At 34.6% G+C, this 20,838-nt stretch carries 16 protein-coding genes, 3 tRNA genes and 1 pseudogene; 13 read left to right on the top strand and 7 right to left on the bottom strand.

Annotated features, from left to right (window positions below; all coding sequences use genetic code 11):
- Positions 1-67: 67 nt before the first annotated feature.
- Positions 68-559, bottom strand: a complete 492-nt coding sequence (locus ACHRVL_RS01585; RefSeq protein WP_395409824.1) for a nuclear transport factor 2 family protein — start codon at positions 557-559, stop codon at positions 68-70.
- Positions 560-753: 194 nt separating this feature from the next.
- Here ACHRVL_RS01585 and ACHRVL_RS01580 point away from each other — a divergent pair, with 194 nt between their 5' ends.
- On the top strand, positions 754-1,431 hold the full coding sequence (locus ACHRVL_RS01580; RefSeq protein WP_395409822.1) for a hypothetical protein: 678 nt from the start codon (positions 754-756) through the stop codon (positions 1,429-1,431).
- A 51-nt stretch (positions 1,432-1,482) separates the two neighbouring features.
- On the opposite strand, the gene wrbA is transcribed toward ACHRVL_RS01580, so the two are convergent.
- On the bottom strand, positions 1,483-2,643 hold the full coding sequence (gene wrbA, locus ACHRVL_RS01575; protein ID WP_395409820.1) for an NAD(P)H:quinone oxidoreductase: 1,161 nt from the start codon (positions 2,641-2,643) through the stop codon (positions 1,483-1,485).
- Positions 2,644-2,838: 195 nt separating this feature from the next.
- Here wrbA and ACHRVL_RS01570 point away from each other — a divergent pair, with 195 nt between their 5' ends.
- On the top strand, positions 2,839-3,492 hold the full coding sequence (locus ACHRVL_RS01570) for an NAD(P)H-binding protein (protein WP_395409819.1): 654 nt from the start codon (positions 2,839-2,841) through the stop codon (positions 3,490-3,492).
- 259 nt (positions 3,493-3,751) lie between these two features.
- Here the strand turns inward: ACHRVL_RS01570 and ACHRVL_RS01565 are convergent, their stop codons facing one another.
- Complete coding sequence (locus ACHRVL_RS01565) at positions 3,752-4,066, bottom strand: HPF/RaiA family ribosome-associated protein (protein ID WP_395409817.1); 315 nt, start codon at positions 4,064-4,066, stop codon at positions 3,752-3,754.
- A 235-nt stretch (positions 4,067-4,301) separates the two neighbouring features.
- Positions 4,302-6,767, bottom strand: a complete 2,466-nt coding sequence (locus ACHRVL_RS01560; protein ID WP_395409814.1) for an AsmA-like C-terminal region-containing protein — start codon at positions 6,765-6,767, stop codon at positions 4,302-4,304.
- Between the two features lie 246 nt (positions 6,768-7,013).
- Here ACHRVL_RS01560 and trxA point away from each other — a divergent pair, with 246 nt between their 5' ends.
- The 10 genes and pseudogenes from trxA to ACHRVL_RS01510 all read left to right on the top strand — a co-directional run.
- The gene (gene trxA, locus ACHRVL_RS01555; protein ID WP_012023423.1) at positions 7,014-7,331 is read left to right on the top strand and encodes a thioredoxin; all 318 of its coding nucleotides are present in this window, start codon (positions 7,014-7,016) and stop codon (positions 7,329-7,331) included.
- 152 nt (positions 7,332-7,483) lie between these two features.
- A complete protein-coding gene (locus ACHRVL_RS01550; protein WP_395409812.1) occupies positions 7,484-10,057 on the top strand; it encodes a M1 family aminopeptidase in 2,574 nt (857 codons plus the stop codon).
- The gene (locus ACHRVL_RS01545; protein ID WP_395409810.1) at positions 10,054-10,980 is read left to right on the top strand and encodes a DUF58 domain-containing protein; all 927 of its coding nucleotides are present in this window, start codon (positions 10,054-10,056) and stop codon (positions 10,978-10,980) included. The genes ACHRVL_RS01550 and ACHRVL_RS01545 overlap by 4 nt, the downstream gene beginning before the upstream one ends.
- An 86-nt stretch (positions 10,981-11,066) precedes the next feature.
- A tRNA-Asp gene (locus tag ACHRVL_RS01540) sits at positions 11,067-11,140 on the top strand.
- 425 nt (positions 11,141-11,565) lie between these two features.
- A tRNA-Asp gene (locus tag ACHRVL_RS01535) sits at positions 11,566-11,639 on the top strand.
- Positions 11,640-11,888: 249 nt separating this feature from the next.
- Positions 11,889-12,713 (top strand): helix-turn-helix domain-containing protein, encoded by an 825-nt coding sequence (locus tag ACHRVL_RS01530; RefSeq protein WP_395409808.1) that lies wholly within the window; start codon positions 11,889-11,891, stop codon positions 12,711-12,713.
- A 326-nt stretch (positions 12,714-13,039) separates the two neighbouring features.
- Positions 13,040-14,395: a TolC family protein gene (locus ACHRVL_RS01525; RefSeq protein WP_395409806.1), complete on the top strand. Its 1,356-nt coding sequence runs from the start codon at positions 13,040-13,042 to the stop codon at positions 14,393-14,395.
- A gap of 66 nt (positions 14,396-14,461) precedes the next feature.
- Positions 14,462-15,511 carry an HlyD family secretion protein gene (locus ACHRVL_RS01520; protein ID WP_395409804.1) on the top strand — a complete coding sequence of 350 codons (1,050 nt, stop codon included), beginning with the start codon at positions 14,462-14,464 and terminating at the stop codon, positions 15,509-15,511.
- A gap of 1 nt (position 15,512) precedes the next feature.
- Entirely contained in the window at positions 15,513-17,096 is a 1,584-nt protein-coding gene (locus ACHRVL_RS01515) for an MFS transporter (RefSeq protein WP_395409803.1), read from the top strand.
- A gap of 215 nt (positions 17,097-17,311) precedes the next feature.
- Positions 17,312-17,839: pseudogene (locus ACHRVL_RS01510) on the top strand (HAD family hydrolase); the annotation flags it as partial.
- Between the two features lie 758 nt (positions 17,840-18,597).
- Here the strand turns inward: ACHRVL_RS01510 and ACHRVL_RS01505 are convergent.
- Entirely contained in the window at positions 18,598-18,828 is a 231-nt protein-coding gene (locus ACHRVL_RS01505) for a helix-turn-helix domain-containing protein (protein WP_395409801.1), read from the bottom strand.
- Positions 18,829-18,910: 82 nt separating this feature from the next.
- Here ACHRVL_RS01505 and ACHRVL_RS01500 point away from each other — a divergent pair, with 82 nt between their 5' ends.
- The gene (locus ACHRVL_RS01500; RefSeq protein ID WP_395409799.1) at positions 18,911-19,144 is read left to right on the top strand and encodes a hypothetical protein; all 234 of its coding nucleotides are present in this window, start codon (positions 18,911-18,913) and stop codon (positions 19,142-19,144) included.
- A 172-nt stretch (positions 19,145-19,316) separates the two neighbouring features.
- On the opposite strand, the gene ACHRVL_RS01495 is transcribed toward ACHRVL_RS01500, so the two are convergent.
- Positions 19,317-20,162, bottom strand: coding sequence for a class I SAM-dependent methyltransferase (locus tag ACHRVL_RS01495; RefSeq protein WP_395409798.1), 846 nt, complete (start codon positions 20,160-20,162; stop codon positions 19,317-19,319).
- A 490-nt stretch (positions 20,163-20,652) separates the two neighbouring features.
- Positions 20,653-20,734 (bottom strand) — tRNA-Leu (locus tag ACHRVL_RS01490).
- Between the last annotated feature and the right edge of the window lie 104 nt (positions 20,735-20,838).

The following is a 20,838-nucleotide window of genomic DNA, read 5'->3' as shown; positions in this document are numbered from 1 at the left end:
TAATTTGATTTAGGAAGCCGTAAAGCACTATAAAAGTTATGTTTATAAGAATAAAGTCGAAAAATGTTTATTTTTTTTGAAGGTTTGCAATCAAAGCGTCTTCAATTGGCGCTTTTATTTTAATTACCGCATTAACGTCATCGTTGGGAATTGTCATTGATAAAACATAATGTTGAATTTTCCATTCTTTTCCTACTTTCACCAAAACACCAGAGCCGCGGCATATTTTCATTTGTGTATTCAGCAATTCGTCAAACCAAGCTGTTTTTCCCGTTTTATCAAAAAAGATATGACGTTCTAAAGCCGTAAAATTCCAAGCTTTTCCTTTATCAAAAAAGGGTTTTGCCCAAACTTTAAAATCCTTTTTAGTCCAGTTTTCTGTAGCATCGGTTCCAATAAAAATAGCATCATCAGCCATTAAGTTAAAATAGGCATCAAATTTTACATCGCCGGCAGCTTTGTGCCAAGCATCAATTGTTTGATTGATTTTGTCTTTGTCTGAAGTTTGAGCATTTGCAAAAGCAGTAACGAATAAAAGTAATAAGAATGTTTTTTTCATGTGGGATAGTATTTAAGTTTAAAGGTATTAATTTTTTTGACCATAATGAACAATATAAAAACTTTGCGGTTTTGTGTCTTTACGAAATTAATTTACAAAGAAACTTCAAGTAAAACTTAAACGATCTTACATTTTTTATAGGATTTAATCTTAAAAAAAACGAGTATATTTGAGTGCTTTAAAATCGATACATCATGAATTCAAAAATACTTATCAGCTCTATATTTATTACATCCTTAGTTTTTACTTCTTGTAAAAAAGAATTAGAACCGCAGGAGAGCACACCAACTTCTGAATTAGTAAAGTTAGGTTTGGCAAAAGACACTGCAAAAACGAAGTCAGTGGTCGAACAACAGCAACAGCAAATGCCAGCTGCAAACCCAAATACAGTTTTAAGCGAGACAAAAGGATTGAATCCTGCTCATGGAAAACCAGGGCATCGTTGTGATATTGCAGTTGGAGCTCCTTTAAATTCAGCCCCTGCACAACAGGCACAAACAACACAAACAGCGCAAACAGTACAAGTAAATCCGAATCAAAAAAATGTAGTTACTACTACAGTTGCAGCACCTGCAAAAGTGGCTAAAGGAATGAATCCTCCTCACGGACAACCGGGTCATAGATGCGATATTGCAGTAGGAGCACCGTTAAATTCTCCAGTTGCAAAAACTACTACTGCTGCGGCTTCAACTCCGCAAAGTGGAACAGCGACACAAAATTTTACGGTAACACCGCCGCCGGCTGCAAACCCTGTTCCAGCTTTGTTAAGTACAGAAACTCCTCAAAAGGTAGCCGAAGGAATGAATCCGGCACACGGACAACCAGGACATCGCTGTGATGTTGCAGTGGGAGCACCTTTACCAAAATCATAAAAAAAGCGGAATACAATTTTATTCCGCTTTTTTGTTTTAAATCATTATGTATTATTCAATTTCAAAAATGGCCTGAATTTCTACAACCGAATTTATGGGCAGTGAAACTGCGCCAATTGTAGCTCTGGCATGTTTTCCTTTTTCTCCAAAAACCAAAGCGGTTAAATTTGAAGCCGAATTCATAATTCCAGCGTGTTGCGTATATTCAGGAGTAGTATTAAAAAATCCTGTTAACTGCACACATTGTTTTACTTTGTTTAAATCGCCTCCGCAAGCTTCTTTTAAAACCGCAATTACATTCAGCATTGTTTGATATGTTGCTTCTTTTGCTTGCTCATCTGTAACACCTGCGCCAACTTTACCAGGATTTAAAATTTTCCCATCTTTTAAGGCAACTTGATTAATGTATACTTTATGATTCGAAATCGTATACGGAACATAATTTCCAACTGGTTTAGGAGCTTCAGGAAGCACAATATTGTTGTCTTTTAATGTTTTGTTGATATCGCTTTTAATTTCTGTAGAAGTTGTTTTTATCGTTTTGATATTTTCTGTGTTTTTCAATCCAGACGCTGTTCTTGCTAAAGCTTTTCCTTGTTCTTTCGCTAAATTTAATTCGCTTTGAGAAGGTCGTGTTCCAGTTGATCCTGTTAGTGAAGTGGCTCCAAATGGTGTATTTCCTTGCGGAAGAGATTTGTCTAAACCAGCTGTTCCCATAATTCCAGTAGGAACAATTATCATTCCGTGAGAAGCAAGAATATTCCAGAAAGATAAAATTGCAGCTTCTTTTCCTGCGCCAGATCCTGCAGACATAAATACAGTTGCAGGTTTTCCTTCTAAAGTTCTTGAAGTCCAAAGCGGAATACTTTGACTGAAAAAAGAATTCATATCGGCACTGATATTGGCAAAATGAACAGGACTTCCAAATGCGATTCCGTCATAATTAGTCAATTCATCAATAACAGCAATTGGCAGTTTCTCTACATCAGAGTTTAGTTTTTCTTTTGTATTTATTGAGGGAACTCTTTTTATAATTGCTTTTGTATTTGGGTAGTCCTGAATTCCTTCGGCAATTGCTTTAGCCATTTTATAAGTGCCTCCGTTTTGCGAATAAATTAAAACCAGAATATTTGTTTCGGGTGTTTTTACTTGTGCATTGGCACCAAAGCCTATAAAAACTGCGATTAATAATGCGAGTAATTGCTTTTTCATGAATGTGTTTTTTTTAATTATGGTATAAAATCCCAATAATGCACTTGTTTTCAAGTTTTATTTTTGGGACTGCAAATTTACTTCTTACAATATCGAAAAACGTTATTATTATCTTAATAAATAACACAGCCCAAAAGGTTGTTCATGAAGTAAGCTGATAATTTTCTAACTTCGGGAAAACAAATTTTCTATTTTATGAAAAAAGCAATTGTATATGGCGCGAGCGGACTAGTTGGATCGTACATTCTAGAAAACTTATTGAATAATGATGCTTATGAAGAAGTTTTAATTGTTGTTCGAAAAGATTTAAATATGCAGCATCCCAAATTAAAAACACTTATAGGTGATTTTAATTCATTAGCCAATGTAGTACAAGGAATTACAATAGATGAAGTTTTTATTTCGCTGGGCACAACACAAAAGAAAACACCAGATAAAAAAGTGTATTATCAAATCGATCATGATTATCCAGTTTTGGCAGCAAAACTCGCTAAAGAAAATGGAGCAAAATCAGTCTTCTTGGTTTCTGCAATTGGTGCAAATGTAAATTCATCTGTTTTTTACGTGAAAACAAAAGGAGAAGCAGAACAAGATATTATTAATTTAAATTTTGAGCATACTTATATTTTTCGTCCTTCGATGATTTTAGGAGATCGAAAAGAAAACCGGCCGTTAGAGAAAATTTTTAAAGCAGTTTTTAAAGTCATCAATCCGTTATTTGTTGGAAAACTAAGTGCTTATAAAGGAATTGAAGCGAGAGATATTGCAAAAGCAATGGTTAAGAGCGCTGCAAAAGCTAGTGAGTCAGTCAAAATACTGCATTGGAAAGAAATGAATGTTTTATTGTAGCTTATTAGTGTAGTTTGTTTAATACATAGAAACATAGTTTTTGTAGTCAAAATTAGGCGTTTCACTTATTTAAACGCACCAAAACAGCTATGCGAAAGAAACATGTTTCTTTTTGCCTCCTTTTCGAGCCATAAAATCTATGTTTCTATGTGTTAAATATTTTCTCCAATCAAAGTGCAGCGAACCAGCAGGTTTATTGAAATAAAAAATGGCATTATCTTGATTAGAGATAATGCCATTTTTGTATGTGATGTTTATATTAATGTGCCTTCAATTTTTCGAAAGTAGTAGTCAATGTTTTTTTTACTTTAGTCAAAGCGCCGCTAAAAGCTTTTTCGAGCGTATCGGCATGTTCTGTTACGGTAATAGGCTGTAATTTTACAGGACGAACTTCGATTACACATTTTTTATCGTTTACACTAAATTTTTCTCCATTTTCATCTCCAAAGTGTACTTCGATACGAGTAATTTTATCTTCAAAACGTGCTAAACCTTTTTCTAATTCACCAGAAAAATAGGCTTCTAATCTTTCATGTCCTTCAATGTGTTTGTCTGTGTTGATTTGAATTTTCATAATGGTTTGTATTTTATGATTGTTTCTCAAATCTATCTTTTTTAGCGCAAAAAGCCAAAGAGATTAGTAAAATATTATGATATTTTTTTCGTGAAAATAGCGTTTGGTTTTTTTAATAAAACAAAAGAAAAACCTTACAATTGATTCTCCGTAGAAATTGGTTAATATTTATCGGGTTTCTAGAAGATTTTTTCTTGAGAATAAATAATAAAAAAGATGTGATAATAGTTTGTTTTTACTTTTCTTTATCCTTCTTCCCCCACTTAATCTTCATTTTTCCATTATCATCAAGAGCAATTAAATGCAGGACAATTCCACGGTCGCGAACAGCATCTCGCTCAGCTTTGCTGGCGAGTTTAGCGTCGTTTTTAGAGTTTCTAAGCGGAATTGTTAAAGCGAGATTGGTTCCTCGGCCAAAAGAGTAAATTCCGTCAACATCAATGTTTAGTACGCTGGAACTTATTGTTAAATTGTTTACGTCTACTTGTTCGCCGCGCATATTAAGATGACCAGACAAATCGCTGAAAGTGATATTCTCGACATCACGAAAAGGAAAAGCAAACTTGCCTATTTTTACAATTGGCTGAAAATTTACCAAAGCACCTTGATTAACATTAAAATCGAGTTTGCCGTGCACCGAATTGGTGATTAATTCTCCGTGACTATTAATAAAACCGTTTACATTGGCAGTGCTTGTAAGACGGCCTTTAATATTGTTTGGACTAAAAGATTTGATTCCGAAATTGTTAAACGATTTTAGGAAACTTGCAATATCAACTCGGTTAACCTGTGCGTTTGAGCTAAAAGCATAGTTGTTTCCGCTGGGTTTAACTTCGCTGTTAAAAGTAATACTGCCGCCGGAAGTTTGCAGCGAGCCATTTTTTATAAGCAGTCTCGAATCGATCATTTGGATGCGTGCCGTTGTGTTTGTAGCGGTCAATTTATTGTAATTTATTTTGTCTGCTTTAATATCAATAACAACTGCGCATTTCTCGATTACCGTTCGTAAGTGGTTCGAGATTGTAGGTTTTTTGTTTTTAACAACTGTTTTGCTTTTTTGAGATGAGGTCAAAATACCCAAGAATTGTTTAAGATCAACATTCGGGCAGTAAATATTCCAATTTACAACCATTTTTTCAGGCGCATCATAGTATAAATTCAAGAAATTATCAATTTTACCGTCGATAATAATGCTGTTTTTATTGTGTTTGTAAGTGATTTTTTTAATGAGTAAAGCCTGTTCGGTAAAGTCAAGCTGCACGTTTACTTTTTCGGCATGAACTTTTTTCGGAATAAAATCAAACGAAGTATTTTCAACATTAACACTGCCAATAAATCTAGGTTTGTTGATGTATAAATCGACAATGTCAAACTGAAAATTCAGATTGGCTTTTGCATGACCTTCAGAAAAATGAATCCACTTATCATTGCTTACTTCATTTAGTTTTTCAACATCAAAATCAGAATTTACCGTTCCAGTTGCAATTGGTTTCTCAAGATTATAGATGGATAACTGCGGAATTGAAAGCGGAATATTTTGATATTCTCCAGAAAATCGAGTTAAAATTACAGCTGAATTTGGATCATTAAAGCCTTCCTTCGGTTTGAAATTATTGGTAAAAATTCCCTTAAAATTACAGTTATTAATTTGTCCGTCAGGAATTGTAAGCTGATTGTTTTTACACATTGCCTGTACCACTATTTTTGGATCGTCATGAACATTTAAATCTCCTTTAAGATCACAGTTTACAGCAATTGGCTCTTTCAAATTAAATCGGTTAAGTTTAGAACTGATATTTGCCGATAATAAATTCGATGCATTGCTCCATAAAATATGAGTGTCGATGTTGATTCCGAAAAGCGAATTGGTTTTTCCGATATTAAAATACGCCACGATATCAAAAGAATCGGTGCCTATTTTTAAGCCTTTGGTTACAATATCAATTTTTTGTTTGTTTGCAGAGTACGCTACATTCAAAGTTCCTTTTAGTTCCTTTTGTTTCGCAAAACTTCCATGAACAGTATTAAAAGCAAGGCTGTTTATTTGAGTGTCTAGAAATAAATCAGTACTCCAATCGTCTCCATCGTAATTTACTTTAGAGTTTAAGTTGTGAACATCAAAATCAAACAATTTATTTCCGAGTTGATTATTTATAGTAACCCGAACATTATTGAGGTCGACTTGGTCAATTGTAGTTTCAGTTTCTGATTTCTTTTGCGGTTCTTTTTTCTTTTTTGGTTTAAAAATGTCGGAATTTGTATATCCGTCTTTCGTTTTATAAATGTAAATATCAGCGTCGTTAATGAGGATTTTATGAATATTAACTTCATGATGCAGTAAACTCCAGATATTGAGTCGGGCTTCAATTTCTTTGGCTTTTAATAAGGTGTGATGATGCGTATTCCATTTTTTGTCTTTGAGCTCAATATCATTTAAGGCCAAAGTGAAATTAGGAAAACCAGTTAAAAACTTATAGTGAAAGTCGCCAATATGAAAGTCGCCATTTATATTTTCGTTGATTTTGGCGTTTACTTTTGCAATAATTTCGGTTTTATTTCGGTTGAAATAAATCGATAATCCTCCGCAGGCGATTAAAAGTAACGCAATGAGTCCCAAGATAAAAAAGCCAAAACGTTTAGCATATTTTTTAAAACCAACCGACTGAAAAAAGTTTTTTATTTGTTGTAAAGTTTCTCTCATCTGGATAAATTTTTCTGGATCATTAAAGGTAAGCTAAAAAAGAATGTTATTTTTAAAAAGATTACAACAAGCTAATTGTAAGTTTAAATTGATAAAACAGAGTTTTAATTACTGATATAATTAAAGACAATACATTTATAATGAAAACTAATTTACGAATGATGTTTCATTTGTTTTAAATTTTTAAATTTGTACTCTAGTTTGAAACATAACAATTCAGACGATAATTTTAAAAGATAAGAAATTATGGCATTAGCAATAACAGATGCTACTTTTGATGAAGTAGTTTTAAAATCAGATAAACCAGTAATGGTAGATTTTTGGGCAGCATGGTGTGGTCCTTGTAGAATGGTTGGTCCAATCATTGACCAATTAAGCGATGAGTACGCAGGAAAAGTAGTTGTTGGTAAAGTAGATGTAGATGCAAACCAAGAATTCGCTGCAAAATATGGTGTGCGTAACATACCAACCGTTTTGGTGTTTCATAACGGTGAAGTAGTAGGAAAACAAGTAGGAGTAGCTCCGAAACAAACCTACGCAGATAGTTTAGACGCTTTGTTGTAATCGTAAGATTATGATTTATATAAAGAAGGTTTGGCGAAAGTCAAACCTTTTTTATTTCTTTCCGCCACGAATTCACGAATTTTTGCTTTAAATAATTCGTGAATTCGTGGCGGAATCTTTATTTTTAACGAATCTTATTATTCCTTCAAAAAATGAAAAATCTATACACCTTTCTTTGCTTTGTTATGTTGATTCCAAGTTGTTTTTCGCAGTCAAAAGAAAAAGAAAGTGCGATCTTAGAAAGTGGTGTTTCAGAACAATTGGCGCAATTTCGTAAAAAACAAATTTCAGATGTTCAATATAATTTGTCTTTTGAGATTCCAAATCAAAAAGAAGAAAATATAAATGCTCATTTGATAGTAAATTTAAATTTGACTGATCTAAGTCAGCCCTTGCTTTTAGATTTTAAAGAAAAAACGTTGAACATAAAATCAGTTGCCGTAAACGGAAAAAGCATGGCAATTGTTCACGAAAAAGGACATATTGTAATTTCTCCCTTAGCTTTAATTATGGGAAAAAATACAATCTTAATATCCTTCATTGCAGGTAATTTATCGTTGAATAGAAATGATGATTTTCTCTATACTTTATTAGTCCCAGATCGTGCGAGTACATTGTTTCCGTGTTTTGATCAGCCGGATATAAAAGCAACTTATAAATTGAGTCTTACAGTGCCAAAAGAGTGGTCAGTTTTGGCTGGCGCCGATGTAAAAGAAAAATTAGAAAAAGGCGATTTTACTTTGTACACCTTTGGAGAATCAGATAAAATGAGTACCTATTTGTTTTCTTTTGTTGCCGGAAAATTCAAAAGTACCACGCAAAAACCAGGTTTAGAAATGACAATGCTGTATCGTGAAAACAGTCAGGAAAAATTTCGTGTAAGCGCCGATACTATTTTTAATTTGCATCAACAATCTTTAAACTTTTTAGAAAAATATACCAATTATAAATTCCCGTTTCAAAAGTTAGACTTCGCTTCAATTCCCGTTTTTCAATATGGCGGAATGGAACATGTTGGTGCAATTCAATATCGAGAATCAACTTTATTTCTGGACAACAGTGCAACCGACAGCGAGAAATTAAACCGAGCGAAACTCATCGCGCACGAAACCTCGCATATGTGGTTTGGCGATTTGGTAACCATGAAATGGTTTGACGATGTTTGGATGAAAGAGGTTTTTGCCAACTTTATGGCAGATAAAATCATGAATCCAATTTTTCCGAAAGTCAATCATAATTTACAGTTTTTCACAGCTCATTATGCCACCGCTTACGCAGAAGATCGATCTTTGGGAACACATCCGATAAAGCAGCATTTGGCAAATTTAAAAAATGCAGGCTCGCTTTATGGCGCGATTATTTACAACAAAGCGCCAATTATGATGCGCCAGTTAGAAGCTTCGATGGGAAAGGAAGCTTTTCAGAAAGGAATCCAAAAGTACATTCAAAAATATGCCAATGATAATGCCGACTGGAATAATCTCGTAGAAATTCTGGATGCCGAGACGCCTTTGGATATGAAAAAATGGAGTGAAGTTTGGGTAAACAAATCTGGAAGAGCCATTTTTACAGATAAGATTGAGTACGACTCGAAAAACAGAATCAAGAAATTTGAAATCAGTCAGCAAGCCGAAGATAAATCAGATAATATATGGCCGCAGATTTTTCAGATTGGTTTTGTTTATGCGGATAATGTAAAAGTTTTAACCGCGAATATTAAAGAGCAAAATCTAGTTTTAAAAGAAGCTGTTGGACTTGAAAAACCACTTTCTATTGTTTACAATTATAATGGTTTTGGATACGGTGTTTTTCCGCTTGACGGGAATAATTTAAAGTATATCGCAACGTTGAAAGATGAGGTTGCAAGAGCTTCAAGTTACAGTAATCTTTATGAAAATACATTGATTGGAAATGTTTCGCCAGATAAAGCTTATGATTGCTTTTTAAAAGGAATTCAAACAGAAGAAAATGAATTGGTTTTAAGAATTGCTTCGAATAATTTGAATACTATTTATTGGAGATTATTTACCGAAAAACAACAAAATAAAGTTCAGAAACAACTTGAAACAGTTTTGAATGAACGTTTGCAGGCGAATTTATCGGCGAATATTAAAAAGACTTTATTCGGATTGTTTAGTTCGATAGCCTATTCAGATTCGGCGAAAGCCAAATTATATCAAATTTGGAATAAAGAAGTTGTGATTCCAGGTTTGAAATTAAATGAAGATGATTTTACCAATATGGCAATGAACTTGGCGATTTTCAAACATGAAAAAGCCGATGAAATTCTAGAAAAAACAAGAACAACAATTACAAATCCTGATAAAAAGAAACGATTTGAATTCTTGCTTCCATCATTATCAAAAGAGGAATCGGTTCGAAATGCCTTTGTGGAATCTTTAAAAGACGATTCAAATCGTGAAAAAGAATCGTGGGTTTCGGTTGGTTTAGCAAATATTCATCATCCGCTTCGTCAGGAAAGCGCTCAGAAATATATTAGATTTTCATTAGATTTGGTTGATGAAATTCAGCGAACGGGAGATATTTTCTTCCCGAAAGACTGGCTGGATAATACCGTTGGGAGATATTCGTCTAAATATGCATATGATGAAGTACAGCGATTCTTAAAAGAAAACCCTAATTTTAGTCCAATCTTGAAGCGTAAATTGTTTATGGCGACAGATTTGCTTTATAAAGCACAAAATATTAAAAAGGAAACCGAATGAAAATTGAATCGGAAATAGAGAAAGTCTCCAGTTTTCAGCACCTTGAAATGCTGGCGAATCAGGTTGTGGAAGGTTTTATATCCGGAATGCACAAGAGTCCGTTTCATGGATTTTCGGCTGAATTTGCGGAGCATAAAGTCTATAACGCAGGCGAAAGCACCAAACATATCGATTGGAAATTGTTTGCCAAAACAGATCGTTTGTACACAAAACGTTTTGAGGAAGAAACCAATTTGCGCTGTCATTTGATTGTCGATAATTCGTCATCGATGCATTATCCAGAATTAAAATCAGATCAGCCATTTTATGAAAAGAAGATTGGTTTTGCGGTTTTGGCTTCGGCAGTTTTAATGAATATTTTAAAGAAACAGCGCGATGCCGTTGGTTTAAGCGTTTTCTCTGATAAATACGAATATTACGCTCCCGAAAAAGGAAGCGATCGCCATCACAGAATGCTTTTGAACAAACTGGAAGAATTATTAGTACAGCCAAAAGTCAAAAAAACGACCGATACGATTACCTATTTGCATCAAATAGCAGAGAAAATGCACCGCCGTTCGATGATTATTTTGTTTACCGATATGTTTCAGACCGAAGATGATGAAAAGCTTTTTAATGCTTTACAACATCTTAAACACAACAAGCACAAAGTAGTTTTATTTCACGTAGTGGACAATGAAACCGAATTGAAATTTGATTTTGACAACGCGCCAAGAAAGTTTATTGACTTAGAATCAGGCGAAGAGGTTTCGATTTTTGCCGATAATGTTAAGATGGAATATGAAAAAAGGGTAGAAGCTTATTTTAAAAATCTGGCTTTAACCTGTGCGAAGAACCAAATTAAGTACGTTCCGGTGAATGTTGGCGATAATTTTGAAAAAATATTGACTACATATTTAGTTGAAAAACAAAACTTTGGGTAAATATTTGAAAATTTATTTCATTTTTTTTACAAAAACACTTGCAGAAATGAAATTCTGTACTATCTTTGCAACCGCAATAACGCAGAGGTTTGGTAGTTCAGTTGGTTAGAATACATGCCTGTCACGCATGGGGTCGCGGGTTCGAGTCCCGTCCAGACCGCAATATTGGGAAAAGCCTTTCTTAACGGAAAGGCTTTTTTGCCCAAAAACGGTATCTAAGATTAGTTGTGTTGTTTTGCTACGACTTTGTAACTCGTAGCTGGTTTAGTAGTTAGACCAATGAAAAGCTTTCCACTTTTGTGGATGGCTTTTTTGATTTAAGACACTTTTGTTTTTTTTATTTTAACAGCAAAGAGCGCTAAGATTTACGCAAAGGTTCGCAAAGTTTAAATGTAGCTTTGCGAACCTTTGCGTTTTTACATTGCGTGCCTTGCGGTTAAAAAGAAAGAAAGTTCTTCTTTTTTGTTTTAAAAGTGAAATTTTAAAATATTGGGATTAAGCCAATTAAAAATTTCTCAAATTTTATTCCCTAAAAAGCTTGTAAAATCAAAGATCTGTTGTATTTTTGCACTCGCAATAACCCAGGGTTTGGTAGTTCAGTTGGTTAGAATACATGCCTGTCACGCATGGGGTCGCGGGTTCGAGTCCCGTCCAGACCGCCTAAGTTGTTAAAAGCCTTTCTTAACGGAAAGGCTTTTTTTTTGGCTTAACCGCAAAGAGCGCAAATTTATTTTAGCCACAGATTATACAGATTAACACAGATTTTAAAATCCTTCTAATCCTTTTAATCTGTGGCTAAAATTTTAAGTATAAAATCCTTGTGATCTTAGCGTCCTTAGCGGTTAAATCTACACAATCCAATTTTCTTCTTATCTTTAATATCACAAAACTCTCCGTATTAAGTTTCAATGGAACATTCTGGTCAGAAATTAGATAAATATTACATCAAGAAAGTAGATGCCGATAAAAAAAGCATTTACTGTCACCACGATTTGATGGGTGAATTGTTTGTGCCTCCGCATAGACACAACAAAGCACAATTGCTGTATGCTGAAGGTGATGTTGTTTTTGTAACGACTGAAACCAAAACCTATTTTTTACCGGCAAGACATTTTATTTGGATTCCGAGTGGAGTGGAGCACAGCATAGAACCAAAATCTGAAAGTGTTACGATGCGAAACTTATACTTTCCGGTCGAAAAAGACGAAGATGACTTTTATAAGATAGAAGGAATTTATCCTGTCAATAATTTACTATTGCAAATGATGCTTTTTACCAATCGATGGAATGGTGATCTTAAAAAAGGAACTCCGAACTTTGCCATTGCCAAGGCGATAAAAGCGATTCTGCCTCAAATATGTACTAATAATTTGCCTTTAGAATTACCGCAGCCAAAAGACAAACGACTTAGTAAAATTCTTCGTTATATCGAGAATAATCTGGGTGAAACGATTCTCTTTGCCGATGTTGCTCATGAATTTGGTTTCAGCGAACGCTCTTTATATCGCTTGTTTCAAAAAGATCTCAAAATGTCTTTCATTCAATATTATACCATTCGTAGAATCTTAAAAGCGATCGAACTTTTATTAGAAAGAAAACTTTCGGTAAAAGAGGTAGCTCAAGAAGTTGGTTATAATAGTGTTCCGACTTTCAGCAACACCTTTTTCAAGATTTTAGGTCAAAGACCTTCCGATTACTTAAACGGTAAAGAGATTTTAGAAAGAACAAAGTAATTTATTTTTTCACGCTAAAATTTTTTCTCCCGCAGATTCTGCAGATTTAGGAGATTTTTTTTAACTCTTTAATAATCTGCTCAATCTGCAGAATCTGCGGGAGAAAAATAAGAATCTGCGCGCATCTGCTAAAATCTGTCCAAATCTGCGTGAAATTTCACAATCCAAATCTGTTTTGTAATAAATTGTTTTTCAATGTTTTAATATAACGTTTTCGGAAAATTCGATTTTAACATTTGTCCGAAATGAATACGTTCTTGGCTTTTTAGAATTATCAGTCAACAGAAAAATGAAGGAACTTTGCAGCATAAAATATTTATTTATTCATGTTCCTTAAAACAACAAATTCTACAGACGACTGTTTTCCCAGAATCCTGCTGTTATTCTTAATTGTATTAACATTCAATGGCTTACAAGCGCAGGAAGTGCATTCGGTTTCATTGCAAGAAGCTTTGAAACTGGCCAAAGAAAACAACAAAAAAATCCTTAGATCTCAATTGGAGGTCACGCTCTCAGAGCAAAACATTAAAGAAAGAAAAGAACTTCGATTGCCGGATGTACAACTAAATGGTATGTATTCTAGAATTACGAATATTACCGAATTCAAGGGAAGTGGATTCTTAAATGGTAAAGAAGTTACAAAGGCAATTCCTGAAATTTATGAGGTCAATTCAACTTTTAAAATGCCAATTTACGCGGGTAATAAAATCAATAATGCCATAAAAATTGCGAATCAGGAAAACGAAATCGCCAAAATAAAAACGGAAAAAGCAGAAAATGACATCGAACTTGAAGTCGTGGCAAACTATCTGGCGATTTATAAAATGATGGAACTTCAGAAGATATTCGAAGAAAACATCAAAGAAGAAAAAAGCCGATTGAAAGAAGTACAATCGCTTCAAAAACATGGAACGGTTACGAAAAACGAAGTTATTCGTGCCGAATTACAACTTTCGGATCGTGAGTTGAATGCGCTTACAAACTCCAAAAACATTAAAATTGCGCTTCACGATCTGAAAACTTTAATTCAGATTCCGGAAAACGAAGAAATCGCAATTGATACAACATCAAGTTTAGACGAAATGAGCGGTTTAGATCCGTATGATTATTATATGACTAAAGCTTTACAAAACGAAGAAATGCGTATTGCGAGCCAGGAATTAAGTATCAGTAAAACCGAACTGAAACTGGTTAAAGGAAATTATCTGCCAAGCGTTCATTTCTTTGGGAATTATGGTTTTTATTATCCGAACTATAAATTCTTTCCGCCAAATCCGTATTTGTATACTTTGGGACAAGTTGGAATTGAAGCCACTTTTGATCTTTCGTCTTTGTATAAAAACAAAACCAAAATGGAGCAGGCAAATACGAAAATCAAATGGCAGGAAATGCAGTCGGAAATTGTAAAAGAAGAAATTCAAGACAAACTATATAAAGAGCATACGCAGTATCAGGAAATCCTCGAAAAATTTGTGGTGGTTGATAAAGCTCTGGATTTAGCCAATGAAAATTACCGAATTGTAAAGCTGAAATATTTAAATCAATTGGTTTTAATTACCGAAATGGTCGATGCTGATAATGCTTTACTTCAGGCGAAATACAACAAAATTTCTACTCATTTAGATGCGGTTTTAAAACATTACGAGCTGCTTCATACGGCGGGAATTATGCCTCATAGTTAAGAGTTTTTAGAAGAAAGAAGCAAGAGACAAGATTTAGAAAATAGAAGATAGAGAATAGAAAAAGCTATGGTTAAGATAAAAAATGAAACTAGAAGAAACAGAACGTTTCATATATTAATAACAATTATTGCGTGTACGCTTGTGGTGAGCGGGGTTATTTTAGGAATTTGGTTTTATGTATTCAACAGAAACCACGAAGAATCCAATGACGCGCAGATCGAACAATATGTTACGCCAATTATGTCTCGTATTACAGGTTATGTACAGGAAGTTCGTTTTAACGAAAATCAGTTTGTGCATAAAGGCGATACTTTGGTTGTGATTGACAATCGTGAATACAAATCGAAATTGAATGTGGCTCTTGCTGATGTTCAAAATGCGCAGCAAAACAGCGTTGTGGCGCAAAAAAATGCGGTTACAACAGCAAGTGCAACAGCAATTAACGAATCGCAGTTAGATGGCGCAAAATCGAATCTTTGGAAAACAAAATTAGAATACGAAAGATATAAAGCTTTGGTAAAAGACGAAGCGGCAACTTCGCAGCAATTAGAAAAAGTAAAAGCAGATTACGAATCGGCGCAGGCTCATTTTCAGGAAATGAAAAACAGAATTCATTCTGCAACTTTAAGTACATCTGTTGCCGAAGCAAATGTTCCGACAACACAAACTAATATTGCTTCAAAACAAGCTGTGGCCGATAATGCGGCTTTATTTCTTTCGTACACCATAATTACAGCACCGTACGACGGCTGGGTTGGAAAACGAACTTTACAGCCAGGACAATTGGTAAAAGAAGGGCAATCTCTACTTTCGATAGTAAGCAAAGAAAAATGGATTACAGCCAATTTTAAAGAAACGCAATTGCAGTATTTAACCGTTGGACAAGATGTCGAAATAAAAGCCGATGCTGTAAGTGATAAAACGTTTATTGGTACAATTGCTTCTTTGTCTCCAGCGAGCGGGGCAAGATTTTCATTGCTTCCTCCAGATAATGCAACAGGAAACTTTGTAAAAATCGAGCAAAGAATTCCAGTTAGAATTCAGTTAAAAGACACCGACAAACAAGCTGACTTTTTAAGAGCGGGAATGAATATCACTGTGATCGCAGCACACTAAAATGGAAGATAAAAGTATTTTTAAATCTTGGGTTCCAAAATGGGCAGTCATTATTATTTTGTTTGTCTGTCTTTTACATTCCATGATTTTATTGGGAGTTTATACTTCAAACGTAACGTATGCAGCAAGTTTTCTGGACATTGAGCCAGAAGATTTGCAGTTTGCAATGTGCGTTACGTACGGAACTTTGCTGGCAACGATTTTGATAGAAAGTAGGTTTTCGAGTTTTTTTCCTGCAAAAAATTACCTGATGGCGGTGTATTCTTTAATCGGAATTACGATTGTTTCGTCGGCGTATATTACCAATTTTTATCTCTTTTTAATGCTGAGAATCGCCGAGGGAATCTTAATGGCGCTTCCGGTAATTACAATCAGACAATTATTGATCGAGCAGTTTAATTCTAAAAATGCCATTATCATTGGGTTTTCGTTTTACTACGGTTCGCTTTTATTGTCAACGCCTTTTATTATGAATATTGCGGTTTGGTTTCTGGATCATTACGACTGGAAATACATGCTGTATGTTTCCGGCGGATTGCAAGTTTTGAATGTCTTTTTAATCTTAGTTACTTTTCGTGGGCACCGAATCACAAAGAAAATTCCGTTGTATCAAATCGACTGGATGAGTTATTTTTTGGTTTTAACTGCTATTCTTTGCGGTGCCTACTTTTTTGTTTATGCCGAGAAAAAATATTGGTTTGATTCCTCTCAAATGGTTTTAACCTTGATGATTGCTTTAATTTCGGGAGGGTTATTCATCTTTAAAGAACTTTTGGTAAAAAGACCAACTTTTGATTTTGAAGTCTTTAAATACGCTAATCTTCGAATCGGGTTTTTGTTGTTTTTCCTTTTTTACATTAGCAGAGCAACGCTGAGTCTTTGTCATTCGGCAATGTTTTCGATTTGGAATTGGGATCCGTCGCGCGTTGCGGGCGTACAATACATAAACGGACTTGGAAATGTAATCGGCTTAATTCTAGCTGCTTTTTTCTTGATGAAATCTGTTTCTACGAAAATTATTTTCATGATTGGTTTTACGTTAATTGCCATTTTTCATTTTTGGTTTACGTTTCTGTTTGTGCCCGATGTAGCTTTGTCTGATATTATTATTCCGTATGTTTTACAAGGAATTGGCGTTGGGTTTTTATTTGTTCCGCTCATCTTATTTACCACTTCATCGGTTCCGGCAAAAATGGCGGTTTCTTCGGGTATTGTTGGTGTTTCTGGTCGTTTTTGGGGAAGTACAATTGGTTTTTGCGTTATGCAGAATGCGGTTGTTTTCTTAAACAAAAAACACTTTTTAAAACTAAGTCAGTTTGTAACGGGCGAAAGCCCCGAAGCACAGCAAACCATTTCTGCAACTGCACAAAGTTTTATGGCAAAAGGATATTCGGCAGATAATGCAAATACTTTGGCTTTGAAAAAAGTCTTTGGAACGGTTGCTAAACAAGCCACTTTATTGGCAGATATGGAGATTTATACGATCGTGGGTTATGGTTTGGTAGTTTTGATTATTCTAATTGCGTGTAATCAGCATTTGAGACAGACTATGACTTTGGTAAAAAGTAAAATTTGGATAGGATAGTTTTGTTTCAGGTTTCAAGTTCAAAGTTTTTCTGCATTTTATGTCATTTCGACGAAGGAGAAATCTCCGCAAGTAACTCCGCACAGAATGTCACCAATCTTTGTAGATTCCGGAGTACGATTTCTCCTTCGTCGAAATGAGAAACAGTATGTTTATTTGTTGTGGTAAACAACAGTTATCAGTACCTTGCAATCGTTAAAAAACAAAAAAATAAAATGAAACAGCAATGTGTAATTTTTGATATGGATGGCGTGATTTCGCACACGAATCCGTATCATGTGAAGGCTTTTGAGGCGTTTTTCGATAAATATAATGTTCCTTATACCAATGAAGAATTTGAAGAACATATGTACGGAAAACACAATAGTTATATCATGTCGCATTTCTTCAAGCGTCCGATTGCGGGAGAAGAATTGATAAAACTTGAAGACGAAAAAGAAGGAATGTTCCGTGAAATTTATAAAGACAAAGTCGATACCATTCCGCATTATTTGGATTTTTTAAGCGAATTAAAAGCTCGCGGATTTAAAACAGCTGTGGCAACATCGGCGCCGCGTGCGAATCTGGATTTGATTGCAAATGCTTTAAAAATCTCAGACAAAATGGATTCGATGATGTCGAGCGAAGATGTTACACATCATAAGCCAAATCCCGAAGTATATCTAAAATCGGCAGAGCGTGTTGGCGTTTCTCCTTCTGATTGTGTGGTTTTCGAAGATTCTTTTTCGGGTATTACAGCGGGCTTAAATGCAGGAATGAAAGTGGTTGGCGTTTTGAGTACGCATACAAAAGAACAGCTTCCGCCATGTAGTTTTTATATTAATGATTATAGTGAGATTAATGTTGATAAGGTTTTGGAATTATTGGGGTAAATAAATTCCAATCTTTTTAAATCCCAAATTCCAAATACTAGAGGAACCTTTGCCAAAGTTTTAAACTTTGACAAAGGTTTTTTTTGGTATTGTAACCACAAAGTTTTGTCATTTCGACGTAAGGAGAAATCACACTCGCATATCGACAAAGATTGGCGCTTTACTTTGCGGAGTTTCTAGTGTGATTTCTCCTTACGTCGAAATGACAAACTAGACCTAAAAACAAATAAACTATATGAATTACCTCCTGCTTTAGCTCGAGGTTTTTTTATGTTTGAAAAGGAAAGGCTTTAGTTGAAAAAAACTTTATAGAATAAACATAGCAATTGTCATTGCAATAAACAGATAAAGAAAAACCGATGCGCTTAATAAAAACCATAAGGATTTTGGAACAAATTTTAATCTTAAATCTTTAATGATTATAATGGAATTGACAAAAGAAAAAACTACAAGAAGTAAATTTAAAAATAAGGTAAAAGTAGCGCCGTAAGCATATATTAAAGTACCTCTAAAATTCTCCAGATAATGTTTCGTGGTACAGCTAAGAATGAATAGAATAGGAATTGTAATAGCAAATTTCTGTATTAAATCTAGATCTTTGAACTTTGTCAATATGGATTTTGATAAAATCATTTCAAAGGAAAATCAAACAATTCTTTAGGCTCAACATCTAAAGCATTGGCGATTTTTACAAGAGTTTTTATACTTGTATTTATTTCAGCTCTTTCTATTCTTCCGACCTGATTTTTTGAGATATCGCAATCATCACCTAAATCCTGTTGAGATAAGCCTTTTTTTTCACGAAGTTGTCTAATGTGAATGCCAAGATTTGTAATAAAAGTTTCTTCTGAAATATCCATATTTCAAAAGTCATAACAATTATTTTTTAATAAGACACAAATTTGTGTCCAAAATTATTATATTTGATGAAAATATAAGATAATGATTACAGAAAACCTTTCAAAAGAAGTTGAAGTCAGATTAAAAGATTTTTTTATTGATATTATCGATCCAAAAGATATGGCAAAATCAATACGACAAGTAAATTATGCACTTTCGTTATGTTCCATGCGAGGATGCGAAACATTAGAATCTGAGTTGTCTAATATCGATGATAATTTTTATTGGTTGAATAGACTGGCGGAAATTTTAGATCCTTATTTGGATGCGGAGTAAATGATTTAAAACAGAAGGTTATCACAAAGTATTGTCATTTCGACGTAAGGAGAAATCACACTCGCATATCGACAAAGATTGGCGCTTTACTTTGCGGAGTTTCTAGTGCGATTTCTCCTTACGTCGAAATGACAAAATTAAACGGATTTTAGGATTATTTATAAGTTCAAAATCATTTCTCAGCGGCAATCACAAGTGCATTACCGTCGATAATGACATTTCCGTCAGGGAATTTTTCATTTACTAAAGTAAATACTTCTTGTTTGATTTTTTCTCTCATTTCATCATCAGCATTGCTGAGTGCGGCTACAAAAGGCGCGGCAATTTCTGTGATCAGATTCCAATAGACTTCTGCTGTGCCGCAAACTAATTTGCCAGTCAGTTCTTTTTCGGAAGTGTTTTTAAATCCGGCTTGTTGAAAAATGTCAGCAATTAAACCGCTTTTCGAACAGCGAAACATTCCCGGAGCTTCGGGCGAAGGAGGTGTGAGCTGCATGTTTCTGTTGATTGTTCCGCCAACAGCAGTGATCCAGAAATTTTTCTCTGGCCCGCTCCAGACTGCGGTTGCGATTTTGCCTCCGGGTTTCAGAACTCGATACATTTCTTTGGCCGCCAAAAGCATATCAGGAAAAAACATAAAACCCATTCGGCAGCTTATCGCATCGAAGGTATTGTCGTAAAAGGGAAGTTCGCTTACATCGCAAGCTTTAAATTCGACATTTGTAATTCCTTTTTTAAAAGCATTTTCGCGGGCAATGGTAAGCATATCATCAGCGAGATCGGTAATAACGACTTTTCCGTCAGAAAGCATCGCAGCTATGCTCAAACCCGGTTCACCGGTTCCAGCCGCGACATCTAGAATTACGTTTGATCCTTTTGGGTTTATCGAACGAATGATTTCATCGGCAAAAGGCCTCATAAAATCCAGAATTTCATGATCCCATTTTTTCCATCCTGGAGAAAATTTGTTCCAAGATGCTTTCTGTTGTTCTCGTATTTCTTGTAGTTGTGGTTCCATTTTGTTTATTGTTAGGTTGTTGAAAACGAATTTAATAACCGAAACAAAATTTGGGGAATTTGTTCTGCAATAGGCAAAGAGAAGAGTTTATTGGCAGATTTTTTTAGATTGACAAAGATACGGAAGAAATCTTTTTGTTGGATTGGTTTTGGTGTTAATTTGTTGATTGTTAATGTTTTGTTTGGTGTTTTTTATTCGTAAAAATGAATTGCCATAAAGTTTGTCATTTCGACGTAAGGAGAAATCTTCGTAAGAAACTCCGTGACGGAAAGCCAATCTTTGTAGAGCTTCTCGTGGAGATTTCTTCTTACGTCGAAATGACAAAAATATTCAAAACATAGCCAGTGGTTTTGATCATTGAGGCGCATTCATTATTTACAATCTATGTCTCCCGAGGTTGAAACCTCGGGCTATATTTAAAAAAAATGGAATAAAGTAAAAACGAGAAGTCAAAAAAAAAGCTTCTGAAAATTTTCAGAAGCTTTTTTAGTGCGGATAATAGGACTCGAACCTACACGCCTTGCGGCACCAGATCCTAAGTCTGGCATGTCTACCAATTTCACCATATCCGCGTAATTGTGGGTGCAAAGATAAGCATACTTTCGAATATTCAAAGAAAAATTTCAAAAAAATTATTAATTCTCTTTTTTGTACTTTTGGATTTCTATAAAAATAA

Source organism: Flavobacterium sp. FlaQc-28 (assembly GCF_044007415.1).
GTDB lineage: Bacteria > Bacteroidota > Bacteroidia > Flavobacteriales > Flavobacteriaceae > Flavobacterium.
The sequence above is the reverse complement of the archived record's forward strand: the minus strand, read 5'-3'. Positions and strand labels throughout refer to the sequence as shown.

Excerpts from the sequence above, each read along its gene's own strand:
- ACHRVL_RS01580 (WP_395409822.1), top strand. The coding sequence starts at position 754 with ATGAATTCAAAAATACTTATCAGCTCTATATTTATTACATCCTTAGTT.
- ACHRVL_RS01500 (WP_395409799.1), top strand. The coding sequence starts at position 18,911 with ATGATTACAGAAAACCTTTCAAAAGAAGTTGAAGTCAGATTAAAAGAT.
- ACHRVL_RS01545 (WP_395409810.1), top strand. The coding sequence starts at position 10,054 with ATGAAAATTGAATCGGAAATAGAGAAAGTCTCCAGTTTTCAGCACCTT.
- ACHRVL_RS01560 (WP_395409814.1), bottom strand. The coding sequence starts at position 6,767 with ATGAGAGAAACTTTACAACAAATAAAAAACTTTTTTCAGTCGGTTGGT.
- ACHRVL_RS01525 (WP_395409806.1), top strand. The coding sequence starts at position 13,040 with ATGTTCCTTAAAACAACAAATTCTACAGACGACTGTTTTCCCAGAATC.
- wrbA (WP_395409820.1), bottom strand. The coding sequence starts at position 2,643 with ATGAAAAAGCAATTACTCGCATTATTAATCGCAGTTTTTATAGGCTTT.
- ACHRVL_RS01550 (WP_395409812.1), top strand. The coding sequence starts at position 7,484 with ATGAAAAATCTATACACCTTTCTTTGCTTTGTTATGTTGATTCCAAGT.
- ACHRVL_RS01495 (WP_395409798.1), bottom strand. The coding sequence starts at position 20,162 with ATGGAACCACAACTACAAGAAATACGAGAACAACAGAAAGCATCTTGG.
- ACHRVL_RS01520 (WP_395409804.1), top strand. The coding sequence starts at position 14,462 with ATGGTTAAGATAAAAAATGAAACTAGAAGAAACAGAACGTTTCATATA.
- ACHRVL_RS01515 (WP_395409803.1), top strand. The coding sequence starts at position 15,513 with ATGGAAGATAAAAGTATTTTTAAATCTTGGGTTCCAAAATGGGCAGTC.
- ACHRVL_RS01565 (WP_395409817.1), bottom strand. The coding sequence starts at position 4,066 with ATGAAAATTCAAATCAACACAGACAAACACATTGAAGGACATGAAAGA.
- ACHRVL_RS01505 (WP_395409801.1), bottom strand. The coding sequence starts at position 18,828 with ATGGATATTTCAGAAGAAACTTTTATTACAAATCTTGGCATTCACATT.
- ACHRVL_RS01585 (WP_395409824.1), bottom strand. The coding sequence starts at position 559 with ATGAAAAAAACATTCTTATTACTTTTATTCGTTACTGCTTTTGCAAAT.
- trxA (WP_012023423.1), top strand. The coding sequence starts at position 7,014 with ATGGCATTAGCAATAACAGATGCTACTTTTGATGAAGTAGTTTTAAAA.
- ACHRVL_RS01530 (WP_395409808.1), top strand. The coding sequence starts at position 11,889 with ATGGAACATTCTGGTCAGAAATTAGATAAATATTACATCAAGAAAGTA.
- ACHRVL_RS01570 (WP_395409819.1), top strand. The coding sequence starts at position 2,839 with ATGAAAAAAGCAATTGTATATGGCGCGAGCGGACTAGTTGGATCGTAC.